We start from the raw sequence: 16,935 nt of genomic DNA, 5'->3' as shown, positions 1-16,935 counted from the left end.
GCATCGTTAGTTATGTGACTTGAGTACTTTTATTGCGGTTTCCGAGGCTCCAGAATTCTACTGACAGAGTCGGCTAGTTGGTTAACCAGGGGGTGTCGCATAATCGAATAGTGTGTGCCACCGATAGGATGGAGTGTGGAAGAGTTTGCCACAACGCCCTGCCAGCCGTGCCATTCATCTCCATCAATAATAAAGTTTTCCGCTTTATAAAGATGGATCGGTAACTCTGACGCCTGTGGAATATAATCTGTGCTCAGCTGATCCAGAAACTCAATCGTACCAATATGCAGGAAGAGATTTTCACGTGTGTAATAGGTAGGTAACCATTGGCAGTCTATACAATGATTAACGATCTGTTCAACATCATTAAACTGATAAAGCACTTCCAGCGTATGATCATTAATCTCCGGTATGGATATTTGCAGATATTTGATAATCCTGTTGATACGTTGTTGTGTCGTATTCATTAATTTATCAGGCAGGGTGGAATATCGACTGATGTTTCCCGAATCAATCATGCCCAAAAATGTGACTTCCTCACCATCATGCATTAATTGCATGGCTATTTCATAGGCGATTACGCCTCCCAGAGACCATCCGGCAAGACGATAAGGGCCGTGAGTCTGTACGTGCCGAATAGCCTGTATATGACTGGTCGCCAGAGCGTTAATAGATATCGGTGGTTCGGCGAGTGTATGAATACCAAGCGCCTGTAGCGCATAAATGGGTAATTCAGGAGGAAGCAGGGCAGCCAGAGATGAATAAACCAGCGGGTTGCCAGTAAGTTCGTGTACAAAAAACAGTGGTGGCAAACTTCCCTCAGGGCTTAGCGGGACTGGATTGATATTGCGGGAGAACGCAGGGGTAATCGTCTGTTTACGCACGGCGATTGCCAGTTCACACAATGTCAGGCAAGTAAACAATGTGGTCAGAGGAATTTCCATGCCTTGTTGATGCATACGTGCTAGTAATTGTGTTGCATTGAGTGAGTGACCACCCAGTTCGAAAAAATTGTCATAGCGACCAACACGATCTAAACCCAGTAATGTCTGCCAGATTTCAGCCAGTGTAGTTTCCAGAGCATCCATCGGTGCTTCGTAATTGTGGGTTATAACGGCTGTCTGATCCGGTGCGGGTAATGCCTGAAGATTTAGTTTGCCGTTGACGGTTAGCGGAAAGGCATCAAGGATAACAAACGCACTGGGGAGCATATAATCGGCAAGCTCTTGGGAGAGTTGCTGGCGGAGATCAGCAGGTATCAGTTTTGCCTCCGGTTCAGCTATCCCCTGTTCGGGAATCAAATAAGCTACAAGGCGCTTATCGCCGTGCTGGTCTTCACGGGCGACCACAACAGCCTCTCGTACTCCGGGATAGCGAGTCAGTTTAGCCTCAATTTCCCCCGGTTCGATGCGAAAACCACGTAGTTTAATCTGAAAATCATTGCGTCCCAGATATTCAATGTTGCCATCGGGTAACCAACGCCCTAAATCGCCGGTTTTATACAGTCGGGCTTTGGTTTCTGTTGAAAACGGATCAGGCAAAAAACGCTCTGCGGTCAGTTCAGGGCGATTCAGATAACCACGGGCAACTCCGCTTCCACCGATATAGAGTTCTCCCATAACACCCATTGGGACGGGTTTACCATGATTATCCAGAATATAAATTTGCGTATTGGCAATGGGATAACCAATCGGCAGGGTTTCTCCGGTATAAGCAGAATGACGATCAACTTTCAATACGGTGGCAATAACAGTCGTTTCCGTCGGGCCGTAAGAGTTAATCCAGTGGCATGACTGGGTTTCCGGCAATGTTTGCCAGATCATCAGGTGGCGTAGTTCAGCTTTTTCACCACCCACAATCACCAGCCGCAGAGACGGGCTGAAACCACAACGTCCGGCGACCATTTCCTGTACCCACAGATGCCAGAATGCCGTTGGTAAATCAGCGACTGTGATTTGCTGCTGTTGCAGGAATCGGGCAAAAGTATTATCCGGAACTCGCAGTTCTGACGGGCACATCACTAAGGTTGCACCGGTGGCGAGTGTGGCGAAGATATCTGATACGCTGGTGTCGAATGCAACGGAGGTAAACTGGAGTACGCGGTCAGCTGGTGTTAGTTCATTGATCTGGCGTTGAACGTGTATGAAGTTAACCACATTGTGATGTTCAATCATCACGCCTTTTGGCTGACCGGTGGAGCCGGAAGTATAGATAATATAAGCCAGATGGTGTGGTGCCAGCCCCAGTTGCTGCGAATCCGGATTATGTGTTGGTTGTTGCGCCATACATTCGGTATGACTGTTATCATCCAGCACCCATATCGGCATATCGGCAGATAAACGGGTTTTTAGGTGTTGTTGGGTCAGTAATAACGTCGGTGTACAGTCTGACAGAATATAGTTCAGAAGCTCGGTCGGGTAATTCGTATCCAGCGGTACATAACCCGCGCCGGCTTTCAAAATACCGAGCAAGCCAATCACCATATCGACACCACGTTCGACACAAATCACGACACGATCATCCGGTCGTACACCGGCATCAATCAGGGCATGAGCCAACTGGTTGGCTTTTTGGTTCAGTTCGCGGTAGGTGAGCTGAACTTCTCGATTCATTGGCTCTGCGTGAATCAGTGCGATGACATCCGGTGTGAGGGTCGCCTGCTGTTCAAACAACTGTTGGAGTAACATATCCTGTGGGCAGTCAATTCTGGCACTGTTAAATTCTTCCAATAACTGACTGCGTTCTGCCGGTGGCAGAATACTGAGGGATTGAATATTCTGTTGCGGCATATTTTGCAATGTTGTCACCAGTGTTTTCAACGCAGTATTCATATAAGCGTTAATACGTGCCGGATTAATCTGATGATTGCATTGTGCGGTTAACGCAAAACCATCTTCGAAATCATCCACATCCAATGACAGCGGATAATTACTACGTTCTTCACTGTTGAATATCTGAATACCTTCCCATACCGGCGACTCGGTTAGTTGATTGCTACGTGGGCTATGACGGAAGTTAAGCAGACTGTTGAAAAGGGGGTGGGGTGCCTGAATACCACTGCAATACTGAGCAATCGTCAGCGGAGTCTGTTCATGTTCCAGCAATTTGCTGAGTTGCAGGTGAGTCTCCTGTACCACTTTTTGTACAGTGCGTTCATGCAACATAATGCGCACTGGCAGCGTGTTAATAAACATACCAAGAACCTGAGAAACCCCCGCACCTTGTAATGAACGCCCTAATAAAACGGTACCGAAAATAACATCTTCCCGTCCGCTGCATTGCGCAAGAACCTGTGCCCATGCGATATGGAACAGAACGGCAGTACTGACACCCTGTTGACGGGTGCAGTCACGTAGCTGATGCGTTAATTGATCATCCAGTGTCAGCCTGGCTTCCTCTATCTTATTGAGTCCTTCATGATTTCCCCACACATTGCGTAAGTTAAAGGGCAGAGTTGGTTCGTCCACATCTCCCAGCAGCTGGTGGAAATAGTCCCGATGTTTTTCAATCGGCACAGTGCGGATCTGAGCGATAAAATTACGGTAAGGCTGGGCGGGAGGTAATGTTAGGGAATGGGGCTCTTTGCCACGAACGGACAGTAATTCCCTGATTTCCGCAATAATCAATCCTAGCGTAGTATGATCGCTGACCAGATGGTGGAAGCACAGGGACAGCAGCCACTCGTTCTTATGGGGATTATAAGCAATATCGGCAGAGAAAAGCGGTGCCTGATTCAGATTGAGGCGCCGCTGGTGTGGATCGGTATATGCCAGTAACTGAGATGAAACATCCTGTTCGTCATCCGGAGCAATAAAAGTATTTATTTTCAGGGTGGCCTGTCGCCAGACCACCTGAACGGGTTGGGTCAATTTCTGCCAGCAGAAAGCAGTCCGCAGGATATCATGGCGGTCTATCACTTGTTGCAGGGCCTGAAGGAAAGCCTCCCGCCGTTCACCGGAATCAAAGGCCAGCAAGCAGCTTAACAAATACGCATCGCCGTTTTCCTGCATCTGGTGATGGAACAGGATACCGGCCTGTAATGGGGAAAGCGGGTAAATATCCTGCACATTAGCCGCACCGCCGGTGACAGTGGCAACAATGGTATCAATTTCGTTTTGTGATAGCGTCACCAGTGGCAACATATCGGGTGTTATTGCTGTGCAATCGTCAGGAATGCCATTGGGGGGAATAAGATTGTCCGACGCTCCTCGTCGCACCTGTATTGCCTGCGCCATATCCATAAGTAATGGTGCAGTAAAGATACTGAGTACGTCCAATGCATACCCTTGGCTGCGCAGTTGTTCAATCAGGCTAACGGCAATCAGCGAATGGCCGCCCAGTCTAAAGAAATGATCGTGACGACCGACCCGTTCCAGCCCCAATAAATCCTGCCAGATGTCCGCCAGTGTAGTTTCTACCTCACCCACCGGCGCAACATAATCACGCGTGATTATCGCGGCGGGGTCAGGGCCGGGAAGCGCCCGACGGTCAAGTTTGCCGTTAGGGGTCAGCGGGAAAGACTGTAAGATAATAAACGCACCGGGCAGCATATAATCGGCAAGGCGCTGGGATAGTTGCGCATACAGTTCCGCCGGAATGAGCTCAGCGCCGTCCTGCGCCAGCAGATAAGCCACCAGTTGTTTCTGGGAGCTTTCATTATCGTCACTGGCATTGTCACGAAGCATAACAACAGCCTCACGTACTCCCTCGCATCGCATCAAGCTGGCTTCGATTTCTCCCGGTTCAATGCGGAAACCCCGCAGTTTCACCTGAAAATCATTGCGGCCAAGGTAGTCAATATTGCCATCCGGCAGCCAGCGCCCGAGGTCGCCGGTTTTGTACAGTCGGTCATTCGGTTCAGTGGAGAATGGGTTGGGCAGGAAATTCTCGGCGGTCAGATCAGGGCGGTTCAGATAACCCCGTGCCACTCCGGCACCGCCAATATAAATTTCACCGGTTACCCCCAGCGGCACCAGTCGCCTATGTGAATCAAGAATATAGATCTGAGTGTTGGCGATGGGGCAACCAATCGGAATGGGACATACAACATCAACAGGCGATGTTATCGCATAGGTGGTTGCAAAAGTGGTGGTTTCTGTCGGGCCGTAGCCGTTAATCAGATGAGCAGGCCGGCACTCAGCCAATTGCACCCGCTGTATTTTGCCCGGATCGAGGACATCCCCGCCGACCAGCAGATAGCGCAGTTGCCCGAACAGCGGCATCAGCGTTTCCCGATAAGCATTGAACAAGCCGGTCGTTAACCACAGGGCTGTGACTTTCCCGCAGATCAAGGTGTCACGGAAATGCTCGGGGTTGAGCAGCACGGATTGGGCAATCACATACAGACGCCCGCCATTGAGCAGAGGCGTCCAGATTTCCCACGTTGAGGCATCAAACGCAATATTAGCGCAATGTGCTACGCAGTCATCCGCTCCGATATCCGCATAACTACTGTTGATCACCAAATGATTCACATTGCGGTGTTCAACCATAACGCCTTTTGGTTGTCCCGTTGAACCGGACGTGTAAATCACGTAAGCCAGATGGCGTGAGGTCAGCCCCCATGCCTGAGCATTCGGGTTATGGGTTGGCAGTTCCGGGGCCGCCTCTAAAGTTCCGGAAGCGTCCAGTGTGTATACAGGCACGGTATCAGGCAGTTTGTCGCGCTGCGCAGCCTGAGTCAGTAACACGACCGGAACGGCATCGTCCAGTATATCCGCCAACCGTTCGGTCGGATAAGCCGGATCAAGGGGCACATAAGCCCCCCCAGCTTTCAGGATACCCAACAGGCAGACGATGAAGGCCGGACTGCGCTCGATACACACGGCGACCCGATCATCAGGTTGAACCCCCAAGGCAATCAGAGCATGTGCCAGTTGATTGGCGCGTTGATTCAGTTCGTTATAGCTGAACGTCTGTGTTTCGCCGACGACAGCAATCGCCTCCGGTGCCAGTATGACCTGTTGTTCAAAGAGCGTTTGGATAAGAGCGGTTTGCGGGAAATCAGACTGTGTGGCATTGAAGTCCACCAACACCTTTTTTCGCTCTTCTTCGGGCAAAATAGGCAAATTGATTATCGGCGTATCCGGTGAAGTCAGGGCTGCATCAAGCAGGACAGCAAGACGGGAGCGGAGAGCCGTCACTTCCGTGGCAGTCAGATATTCACCAGAGTATTTGAACTCAATGGTGGCAGACTGAAAAGTATCTTCGGGAGCCGCAGTATCTATAAATTGCTTGATTCTGACGGAAAGGGGGTAAGGATTTCTATTTTGTGTATTAACACAGGTAACGCGGGTGTCCTCTCCTTCCAGATGTAGATTGGCTTCAAACGGTTCGAGTGACAGGGTGATATCGAATAATTGAGTTATTTCTGTTTTCTGCTGAATATGAATGTGCCGGTTAAGATCTGCAATCGGGAAACGGTGATGTTTATAGCAACTTTTCACCTCCGCGGCTGTTTTGTTCATAATGTCACGGAACGTATCTTCCGGAGAAATGGTCACTTTTATCGGGAGCACGGATGCAAAAAGCCCGATGGTGTGTTTTTGTCGGGTATTTTTGCGGTTGTGTATAGGCATCCCGATGACGATTTCATTCACATCCGTTGTCCGGGCAAAATAGCACACCAGAGCGGAATGTATAATGTACAAGAAGGACGATTTCTGTTCGGTGGCAATGTTTTTGATACGGTTAAAAAGTGTCTGGTCAATTAACCAGAAAATAGGTTCAGTTTGACTGTGCTGCATTCCATACTGCATCGTGCGATTGGATTTCATCGGGTGTAGCAAAGGAGATGGCGGATTTTCATAGCGTTCCAGCCAGAATTGCAGGTCATCCGCGTAGTTTGGTGAGGCCAGATAAGCCAGATCATCTGTAATAAAATCAAGGTAAGAAGGGGCAACTTTGTTCAGAGGTTCTCCCTTCATTAGCCGGTTATAACGATCAATAACCTCCTCAAGTAGTATGAACGCTCCAATCCCATCAATGATTATGTGGTGACAGCAAAACTGCCAGTATCGACGTGTATGACTCACTTTGAATAATTCGGAATGCCAGAGCGTTTCATTTAAGTGAAACGGTTGCATAAATCGGGTATCGAGATATTGCCTTGCTTTGGTTTCTGCATCTGGATGCGATGAAAAATCATAGATGGGGACGGATACAGGGCAATGATCAGCCACTGTCTGAACCGGAAGAGTATGGGTATTAGTGAGCTGTAAACGTAGGGCATCATACTGCTCAACAACCGTTTCAAAGGCGTGAATAAACTGGGTCTCGTCCAGAACGCCTTCAATACAGATAAAAATACCAACATTGTAGTTGGATTGATCTGGTTGGCTGACTTGATCGAACCAGATAGCCTGCTGTGGTGAGCTGAGAGGATAGGAAATCAGATCGGAACTTGTAATGGCTAAGGAACTTTCAGAGGTACGGTTGTGATTGTATGGCATACCTATTTCTCCTAATAGCAATTCAAAATAGTTTTCGAAACTAAAATTTTCACTTTATTTTTATATGGTTAGCGTTATTTCCTTTTGCCTTTACAGACAAATCAAAGATGTCAGAAAAATCCGGACCCTGATGAGATGATTTGTGCTCAAAAGCGTTGTGACTGGCAGAAATAATAAATCAGCAAAACTATATCTATGCAAATTTTTTTTATGGTGATTAAGTGAGCGCCAGAACGTATGTGATCAGGGTTTGTGGGTATGAAATGTGCGTTGTGAAATGGTTAATCGACAATGATCACTATCTGAAACAGGATAATGGCGAACTGAAAGGGGATACGTAGCTGTGGTTTTATAAACAATCCCGGCAATTTGCCGGGATTGTTCAGATAAGAATAACGCGGCAGGAAATTACGCGTTTTCTTGCTGAGTTGCCTGAATAGCAGTCAGAGCAACGGTATAAACGATGTCATCAACCAGTGCGCCACGGGACAGGTCGTTAACTGGTTTACGCATACCTTGCAGCATTGGTCCGATAGAAACCAGATCCGCAGAGCGCTGTACCGCTTTATAAGTGGTGTTACCGGTGTTCAGATCCGGGAAGATAAACACGGTAGCCTGACCAGCAACTGGTGAGTTTGGTGCTTTGGATTTCGCTACATCTGCCATGATAGCCGCATCGTACTGCAATGGACCATCGATGATCAGATCAGGGCGTTTTTCCTGCGCCAGACGGGTTGCTTCGCGAACTTTCTCAACATCACTGCCCGCACCAGAGTTACCGGTGGAGTAGGAGATCATGGCAACGCGAGGATCGATACCAAATGCTTTTGCTGAGTCTGCGGACTGAATGGCGATTTCAGACAGTTGCTCTGCGGTTGGATCCGGGTTGATTGCGCAGTCACCGTAAACCAGTACTTGTTCTGGCAGCAGCATAAAGAACACGGAAGAAACCAGAGAGCTGTTTGGCGCGGTTTTGATTAACTGCAATGGCGGACGAATAGTGTTTGCCGTTGTATGAACTGCACCGGAAACCAGACCATCAACTTCGTTTTGTTCCAGCATCATGGTGCCGAGAACAACGTTGTCTTCCAGTTGCTCGCGAGCCACAACTTCAGTCATGCCTTTATTTTTACGCAGTTCAACCAGACGTGGAACATAACGTTCACGTACAGTTGCCGGGTTAACGATTTCAATACCCGCACCCAGTTCAACACCCTGAGCCGCTGCAACACGGCGGATTTCTTCTGGATCACCCAGAAGAACACATTCCGCAATGCCACGCTCAGCACAGATAGCCGCAGCTTTAACGGTACGTGGCTCATCACCTTCTGGCAGAACAACACGTTTGCCAGCCTGACGCGCCAGTTCAGTCAACTGGTAGCGGAATGCTGGTGGTGACAGGCGGTTCGGACGTTCAGAAGTCGCTGCCAGAGAATCGATCCATTCGTTGCTGATATGCTGCGCAACATAGTTTTGCAGTTTCTCAATACGCTCGTGATCATCCGCAGGAACTTCCAGGCTGAAGCTTTGCAGGTTCAGGGAAGTCTGCCAGGTGTTAGTGTTCACAGTGAAAACTGGCAGGCCAGTATTGAATGCACGCTCACACAGTTCACGAATGGAATCATCAATTTTGTAGCCGCCGGTCAGCAGAACTGCACCAACTTCAATGCCGTTCATTGCTGCCAGACAAGCCGTGATCAGAACATCAGGACGGTCTGCGGAAGTCACCAGCAGAGAACCCGGACGGAAGTACTCCAGCATGTTAGGGATGCTGCGAGCACAGAAAGTCACAGATTTGATACGACGGGTCTGGATAGCGCCTTCGTTAACGATCTCAGCTTTCAGGTGTTTTGCCATGTCAATCGCACGGGTTGCGATCAGATCAAAACTCCATGGAATGCAGCCGAGAATTGGCAGCGGGCTGTTTTTGAATACGGTTGCCGGATCGACATTGGCAACAGTTGCTTTTGTTGCTTCGTCGAAGATTTCAGACAGATCCGGACGGGTACGGCCTTGGTCATCAACCGGTGCATTCAGCTTATTGACAATAACACCGATGATGTTGTTGTTCTTGCTGCCACCGTATTCTGCACGACTCAGTTCAATCTGCTCTTTTAATTGCTCTGGAGTGTGAGTACCCAGTGCAGTGACGAACACGATTTCTGCATTCAGTGTTTTGGCAATTTCATAGTTCAGAGACTGGGCAAACGGATGCTTGCGGGTCGGAACCAGACCTTCGATCAAAACCACTTCAGCGTCTTTGGTATTAGCGTGGTAGTTAGCCACGATTTCTTCCATCAACACATCTTTTTTATTCGTGGCCAGCAGGGATTCTACATGAGCCATAGCCAGTGGTTCAGCAGCGTGAATACTGGTGTGGGAGCGGATGATCGTTGTGGTTCTGTCTTGGGAGCCGCTGTTACGTGGCTGGGCGATAGGTTTGAAGACACTCAGGCGAACGCCTTTTTGCTCCATGGAGCGGATTACACCCAGGCTGACACTGGTTAAACCAACGCTGGTGCCAGTAGGGATCAACATAATTGTACGGGACACGGAAACCTCTTTAACGGTTGCTGGTCAGTCAAGCAATAACCGCCAGCATGGCTGGCGGCTACCGGAAATCTATTACTTATGCAGTCAGGCGAGCTGAATCCTGAGCGATCACCAATTCTTCATTGGTTGGGATCACCAGAGCAGGACGGCTGTTATCAGTTGTGATCACACCGTCTTTACCGAAACGTGCTGCAAGGTTGCGATCGTGATCGTACTCGAAGCCCAGCAGAGCAATTTTCTTCAGGGTCAGTTCACGAACCAGTGCAGAGTTCTCACCGATACCGCCAGTAAATACGATTGCATCCAGACGGCCTTCCATCAGTGCGCTGTAAGCACCAATGTATTTAGCCAGACGATGGCAGTAAACATCCATTGCACGCTTAGCGTCAGCTTTGGTTTCGTAGTTATCTTCAACGTAACGGCAGTCGCTGGTCACTTCAGTCAGGCCCAGTAAGCCAGATTCTTTGGTCAGCAGAGTGTTGATCTGGTCAATGCTCATGCCCATAGCGTCGTGCAGATGGAATACGATAGCTGGATCGATGTCACCACTACGAGTACCCATTACCAGACCTTCCAGTGGAGTCAGACCCATTGAAGTGTCAACACACTGACCGTTAACAATCGCAGAAACAGAACCACCGTTGCCCAGATGGCAAATGATAGTATTCAGTTCTTCTGCTGGCTTGTTCAGCATTTTTGCGGCTTCACGGGAAACGAAGAAGTGGCTGGTGCCGTGTGCGCCGTAACGGCGGATTCCGTGCTCTTTATACAGGTTGTATGGCAGAGCGTACAGGTAAGCTTCTTCAGGCATAGTCTGGTGGAAAGCAGTATCGAATACGGCAATGTTTTTCTCAACCAGATGAGGGAATGCTTTTTTCGCTTCAGCGATACCGATCAGGTGTGCAGGGTTGTGCAATGGTGCGAATGGGATCGCAGCTTCGATGCCTTCGATAACTTCATCAGTGATGATGACAGAAGAAGTGAATTTTTCACCGCCGTGAACGATACGATGACCGATGGCTGAAATTTGTGCAGAAAGTTCTGGCTTTTCAGACAGAATAGTATTAACAATGAAGTTCAGCGCTTCACTGTGTGCTGCGCCGGCACCTAAAGCAGCTTCGTTTTTCGCGCCATCAATTTTCCATTTGATACGAGCTTCAGGCAGACCGAAGCACTCAGCCAAACCAGAAAGATATTCTTCACCATTAGCAGGATCGATGATAGCGAATTTCAGAGAGGAGCTACCGCAGTTAAGAACCAGTACCAGCTTACTTGACATGGAATTACCTATTATCTTGTTGTGATCTAATCTTAAATAAGAAAAATGTTAAAAAAAGAAGCAATTTATTAACAAACGGAACCAAAGTGTTGCGAAAACAGGCGGGTTTTCTGTTTTGTTGCTGCAACCACACAAAAGTCTGTGTAGGATACCGTTTGCCAGCATTAAAGACAAAATATACTTAATGCTATTAATACTACAAAAAAGATTTTATCTTTTGTAGGTATTTTTTAAAAACTATACCTTTAATTGATTGAGGTCATGATGAATACGATGCCACCTGCCAACCAGGGTTGGTTCAAAAAAGTCCAGCTGGGGCAACAATATCTGAAGACGTGGCCACTGGAAAAACAGCTTGCTCCTGTGTTTCCTGAAAATCGCATCATTAAAGCGACCCGTTTTGGCATCCGTTTTATGCCACCGTTGGCGATTTTTACTCTGACGTGGCAAATCGCACTGGGCGGGCAGTTAGGCCCATCTATCGCAACCGCTCTGTTTGCCTGTAGCCTGCCATTACAAGGGCTTTGGTGGCTGGGAAAACGTGCGGCGACTCCTTTACCGGAAAGCTTGCTGAAATGGTTTTACGAAATTCGTGAAAAATTTGCCGAAGCAGGGATCGCGATGATGCCAGTCGAAAACACGCCAACGTATTTATCCTTGGCTGAATTGCTGAAACGTGCGTTCAAACAACTGGATAACTCATTTCTTGATGATATTTAAACTGTCAGTGTGAATTCTGACAGTTTTTGTATCGGTTGACTGATAAATTTCCCATCCAATAAATTTAATACGGTTTTTCAGATAGGTTTTTCATGATCAGAAAAATCTATCTTATCCCGATGTATCCCTGTCCTTTTATTGATTGATGAGCTGGCATTTATTATGCTCTTTCATTATTTAACTTCCTACACCTGCCGTTTTTTAAGTTGTCTTTTTTGGCGGGCAGCTCGAAATCTATAGAGGATAATAGAGCTTACAATAAAAGGTTAAGGGACATTTAATCTTTTTTAAGGGATAAATATTGATGTCGCTGAATAAATATTTATTATCGAATTTATCTATAATTATTGCTATTTTGTTAAAGGGTTTATTATGTATCGTGATATTTTGTAATATATATTAATTATCTTTTGTAAGAGATTTAATTTAATTTATTGGGTGTTTTTTATTTTGTTTTTTAATGGTAATTTGATTTATTTAAATTATTTTCGTTTGAGTTTTTAAATAAAAAATGTTGTTTTGTTACTGTCAGGGGAAGTACTTATTGAATTTGTTTTTGATGATGGAATTGAAAGTTATTCTGGAAAATTAATTTCATAAAATATTTGCTTTATATTAATATGAGGGAATTGTTATGATGAAATTATATTCTATGATTTTTTTTATTATAGTATCATTGTTTCAATATGCTAATGCGACTGAAATGATCAAAGGGGATTTTGATCGTTTTGAAAACTTTACTTTAAAATTTAAAAATAACTCTTCAGATAGAACGCTAACAATAGATAACATAGAGCCTAAGTGTATGTTTGGGGAAGATAAACAACCTATTACTTTGAAAGCTGGCGATAAACATAATGAGAGTTTTAGCGATAGTAATTCAGGTGATTGTATAGCTAAGAATAAATCTATAGAGTGGAATATATCGTCTGATGATGGGGACTCTTGTTCTATTGAGTTGGATCATTATTATAATGATACTGGCTGGTATGTTTTTTTTCATAAAAAGAGTGAGTGCGCTAATTTTAATATTAGTGCTACATGTGATGAATCAAATTGTTTAGATTACACCGTTCGTTTTTATCCTGATACTGATTCGATTAACATTGCTCTTAATATCATAAAAAATGATCCACCTCCATCTCCACCTCCGCCTTATTGTGATGATTGTTTTGATCCTCCGTGTCCTAGTGGGTGGAAAATTGGTGGTTTTGGCGGTGGGGGATGTTGCCCTAGACATGCAATATGCTAGACTTTTTCTTTACAATAATATTGTTGAATTAGAGGTAAATAAAATTTAATTAAGTTGTCACTGAGAATTCTTTTTTTATTAAAGAATTTTTTGGTGGCAACTTTTAGATTTTATTGGAGGAGGAATATTATCATATTGCATATGTGCGATTTTATTTGGTTTTTCAGGTTATGTTTTAAATTTGCAGAACGCGATAAAAGATAAATGGAATTGATGCTTTAATTTTTTTACCTTCGTCAGTACTATCTGAACTTAGTTGAGATTACACTAATTATTAACACATAACTGAGTTTAAAGGAGTTGGGTTTGGAGCTGAAATGTAGAGGTTTTTTATTTGATTTGGATGGTACGCTGATCGATTCACTGCCTGCTGTTGAACGGGCATGGATTAAATTCGCAGATAAGCTGGGTATTGACCACGATGAAGTGCTGAACTATGTGCATGGTACACCAGCATTATTATCAATACGCCATTTTATGCCTGATGCCACAGAAGAAGAGATTATCAGTACGTTTAAGTGGATTGAAAAAATCGAAACAGAAGATATGGAAGGTATTACTGCCTTGCCCGGTGCTATTGCCCTGATTGATAAACTGAATGCGCTGGAGATCCCCTGGGCCATTGTCACATCAGGAACGATCCCGCTTGCTTCTGCCCGCCATAAAGAAGCTGAATTACCAGAGCCAGCCCATTGGGTGACAGCCGAATCGGTTAAAAACGGTAAACCAAACCCTGAGCCTTACTTGCTGGGGGCACAAAAATTAGGGCTGCTGCCGGAAGAGTGCGTGGTTTTTGAAGATGCGGCAGCGGGTATCCATGCCGGATTAGATGCGGGCTGTCAGGTTGTGGTTGTTCATGATGAACCGGGCATTCCCCGTCGTGATGAAATTCATATGACTGTTACCAATCTGGAAGATATCGAAATTGTTAAATCAGGCGGCTATGTAACGATTTATCAAATGAATCAGATAGATTGTTGATCTGAGCCGAAGAATTCTTCATATAAAACAGGTTTAATGCTCCCAGTATAGGTTCTTGTTGATAATCCCCGGCCTGCCTGCCAGCAGGCCGTCTTTTCTGATAGAGGCTGTATTGAATACTGAACTGTTGTGGGTATTGACCCTGTTATTAGTCGCGATTGTCCTTTTTACAACTAATAAAGTCAGAATGGATGTCGTGGCTTTGTTGGTTATTACTGCTTTTGTCCTGAGTGGTACGCTTTCCTTAAATGAAGCCACTATCGGTTTCAGCGATCCTAACGTTTTATTGATTGCAGCACTGTTTGTCATTGGTGAAGGACTGGTGAGAACGGGTGTGGCCTATCAGATGGGAGACTGGTTGGTTAGGGTGGCGGGTAACAGTGAAACTAAAATGCTGGCTTTACTGATGTTATCCGTTGCCGGACTGGGTGCTTTCATGAGTTCCACGGGCGTTGTAGCCATTTTTATTCCGGTCGTTTTAAGTGTGGCAGCCAGAATGCAGACTTCATCCGGGCGATTAATGATGCCATTAGGGTTCGCTGGCCTTATCAGTGGTATGATGACGCTGGTTGCAACACCACCGAATATGGTGGTGAATAGCGAACTGGTGCGTGAAGGGCTGCAAGGTTTTGGTTTCTTTTCCATTACGCCTATCGGAATTTTAGTTTTATTGGCGGGAATTATTTATATGCTACTCGTCCGCCGTTGGCTGGGAAGTAAAACACCGCCAAGACCTGATGAACGCTACCATCGGTCATTTCGTGATCTTATCCGTGATTATAAATTATCAGGGCGCGCCCGGCGCCTTGCTGTTCGGCAGAGTTCACCATTAATAGGCCATACTCTGGATGAATTAGGGTTACGCGCACGTTATGGGGCTAACGTAATTGGTATTGAGCGCTGGCGAAAATTCCGCCGGGTTATGGTTGCTCCAACCGGCGAGACAGAACTGCGTCAACAGGATGTATTACTGGTGGATATGTCCGACAGTGATATAGATTTACGCCAATTCTGTAGTGAGCAACAGTTAGAACCCATGATATTACGCGGTGAATATTTTTCTGATCAATCCCGGGAAGTCGGGATGGCAGAAATTTCCGTGATCCCTGAATCGGATTTATTGGGGCAATCACTGCGTAGTATGAAATTCCGTACCCGCTATGGATTAAATGTGGTAGGTATTCGGCGTAGTGGTAAGGCTCTGGCTGGTAAGCTGTTTGATGAGCCTTTGCTGCTGGGCGATACTTTGCTGGTAATCGGTGACTGGAAGCTGGTACGTGAGCTGAGAACTAAAGCACCGGACTTTATTATGCTGAATTTGCCTATTGAAGTAGAAAGTGCCGCACCAGCCGCATCTCAGGCTCCTCATGCCTTGTTTTGCCTTGCGTTAATGGTGGCGATGATGCTGACCAATGAAGTTCCGAATTTTATTGCTGCTTTGATCGCTTGTTTGCTGATGGGGCAATTTCGCTGTATTGATATGGAGAGTGCTTATCGTGCCATTCACTGGCCAAGCATTATCCTGATTGTTGGTATGATGCCATTTGCACTGGCACTACAAAAAACCGGCGGGATTGATTTGATTGTCAGCGGATTAATGGATATTGCCGGTAATATGGGCCCACGCGCTATGCTGGTTTGTTTATTTATTCTTTGCGCCGTTATTGGGCTGTTTATTTCCAATACAGCAACTGCGGTATTAATGGCACCCATTGCGATTGCAGCAGCCAAACAGATGGCAGTATCTCCTCTTCCTTTTGCAATGATTATTGGAATCGCGGCTTCGGCGGCATTTATGACACCGGTTTCTTCACCGGTTAATACGTTGATATTAGGGCCGGGTGGATATCGTTTTGCTGACTTCCTGAAATTGGGTGTACCTTTTACTTTGGTTGTCTTAGCTATTAGTGTGGCTGTTGTGCCTGTTCTTTTTCCTTTCTGAGTATTTTTGTTGGTTATGTATCTTGAAATCCATTGGGTATAATTACGTGATGTATTTTGAAATAGATTGAACAGATATCAGGCAGCTTAATAAGAATGTTAAGCTGCCTGATTTTTGCAGACCTGGCTGTTTTTATAGGCTAATTTCATCAAGGGAAAGGCTAAAACTCGGAACAAATACGGTTATGAAATAATCCATTTCCTGACTGTGGCGTTTTTCTAATGTTTTTTCTAGCCTGATTTTGGCCTGATTAAATTCAGAATTACCAGCGGATAATTCTTCCAGACATTTTAAATAAGCACATATTGCATCAGCTTGTTTAATAATATGAGTTTCTTCTTCAGTATGATATTGATCATCTAAAATAGAACGGAAATCATTTTGTAATTCAATCGGTAACATATCTATTAATTTATGTTGGGCGATTTTTTCTATTTTTTTATATTCATGAGCAATTTGAGGATTATAGTATTTTATTGGGGTTGGCAAATCCCCGGTAATAACTTCACTGGCATCATGATACATTGCTAATATTGCAATTCGTTCTGCGTTGATATTCCCATTAAATTTACGGTTTTTTATTATTGCCAAGGCATGTGCAACAAAAGCAACCTGTAAACTATGTTCTGAAACATTTTCTGTGCGTACGTTACGCATAAGAGGCCAGCGATTAATCAGTTTAAGGCGGGATAACTGGGCGAAAAAATGGCTCATAATCTTCTCTTACAATGAAACAGGGTGATTATGATTGTGGGCG

Annotated in this window: 8 protein-coding genes; 4 read left to right on the top strand and 4 right to left on the bottom strand. The window is 45.6% G+C overall.

Translation table 11 applies throughout. The features are described 5' to 3' along the window. Window positions 1-29 precede the first annotated feature (29 nt). The 3 genes from AACS92_RS07785 to ackA form a co-directional block, all read right to left on the bottom strand. Window positions 30-7,451, bottom strand: a complete 7,422-nt coding sequence (locus AACS92_RS07785) for an amino acid adenylation domain-containing protein (RefSeq protein ID WP_099108398.1) — start codon at window positions 7,449-7,451, stop codon at window positions 30-32. Window positions 7,452-7,859: 408 nt separating this feature from the next. Then, complete coding sequence (gene pta / locus AACS92_RS07780; protein ID WP_099108397.1) at window positions 7,860-10,004, bottom strand: phosphate acetyltransferase; 2,145 nt, start codon at window positions 10,002-10,004, stop codon at window positions 7,860-7,862. Window positions 10,005-10,080: 76 nt separating this feature from the next. Next, on the bottom strand, window positions 10,081-11,283 hold the full coding sequence (gene ackA / locus AACS92_RS07775) for an acetate kinase (protein ID WP_099108396.1): 1,203 nt from the start codon (window positions 11,281-11,283) through the stop codon (window positions 10,081-10,083). 264 nt (window positions 11,284-11,547) lie between these two features. On the opposite strand from ackA, the gene yfbV reads away from it, so the two are divergent. From yfbV to AACS92_RS07755, 4 genes are all read left to right on the top strand, one after another. Further along, entirely contained in the window at window positions 11,548-12,003 is a 456-nt protein-coding gene (yfbV, locus tag AACS92_RS07770; protein WP_099108395.1) for a terminus macrodomain insulation protein YfbV, read from the top strand. 634 nt (window positions 12,004-12,637) lie between these two features. Beyond that, window positions 12,638-13,255: a hypothetical protein gene (locus tag AACS92_RS07765; protein WP_099108394.1), complete on the top strand. Its 618-nt coding sequence runs from the start codon at window positions 12,638-12,640 to the stop codon at window positions 13,253-13,255. Window positions 13,256-13,561: 306 nt separating this feature from the next. Continuing rightward, window positions 13,562-14,236: a sugar phosphatase gene (locus AACS92_RS07760; RefSeq protein ID WP_304440759.1), complete on the top strand. Its 675-nt coding sequence runs from the start codon at window positions 13,562-13,564 to the stop codon at window positions 14,234-14,236. 112 nt (window positions 14,237-14,348) lie between these two features. Next, a complete protein-coding gene (locus AACS92_RS07755; protein ID WP_099108471.1) occupies window positions 14,349-16,178 on the top strand; it encodes an SLC13 family permease in 1,830 nt (609 codons plus the stop codon). Window positions 16,179-16,310: 132 nt separating this feature from the next. On the opposite strand, the gene yfbR is transcribed toward AACS92_RS07755, so the two are convergent. After that, a complete protein-coding gene (yfbR, locus tag AACS92_RS07750) occupies window positions 16,311-16,892 on the bottom strand; it encodes a 5'-deoxynucleotidase (protein ID WP_099108392.1) in 582 nt (193 codons plus the stop codon). Between the last annotated feature and the right edge of the window lie 43 nt (window positions 16,893-16,935).

The sequence above is a fragment of the Xenorhabdus sp. KJ12.1 genome, assembly GCF_963876495.1.
Classification (GTDB): Bacteria; Pseudomonadota; Gammaproteobacteria; order Enterobacterales; family Enterobacteriaceae; genus Xenorhabdus; species Xenorhabdus stockiae.
This window is presented reverse-complemented; position numbering and strand designations above follow the sequence as displayed.

What these genes read in the sequence shown, in the direction of transcription:
- yfbR (WP_099108392.1), bottom strand. Translation starts at nt 16,892, where the DNA reads ATGAGCCATTTTTTCGCCCAGTTATCCCGCCTTAAACTGATTAATCGC.
- AACS92_RS07765 (WP_099108394.1), top strand. Translation starts at nt 12,638, where the DNA reads ATGATGAAATTATATTCTATGATTTTTTTTATTATAGTATCATTGTTT.
- yfbV (WP_099108395.1), top strand. Translation starts at nt 11,548, where the DNA reads ATGAATACGATGCCACCTGCCAACCAGGGTTGGTTCAAAAAAGTCCAG.
- AACS92_RS07785 (WP_099108398.1), bottom strand. Translation starts at nt 7,451, where the DNA reads ATGCCATACAATCACAACCGTACCTCTGAAAGTTCCTTAGCCATTACA.
- ackA (WP_099108396.1), bottom strand. Translation starts at nt 11,283, where the DNA reads ATGTCAAGTAAGCTGGTACTGGTTCTTAACTGCGGTAGCTCCTCTCTG.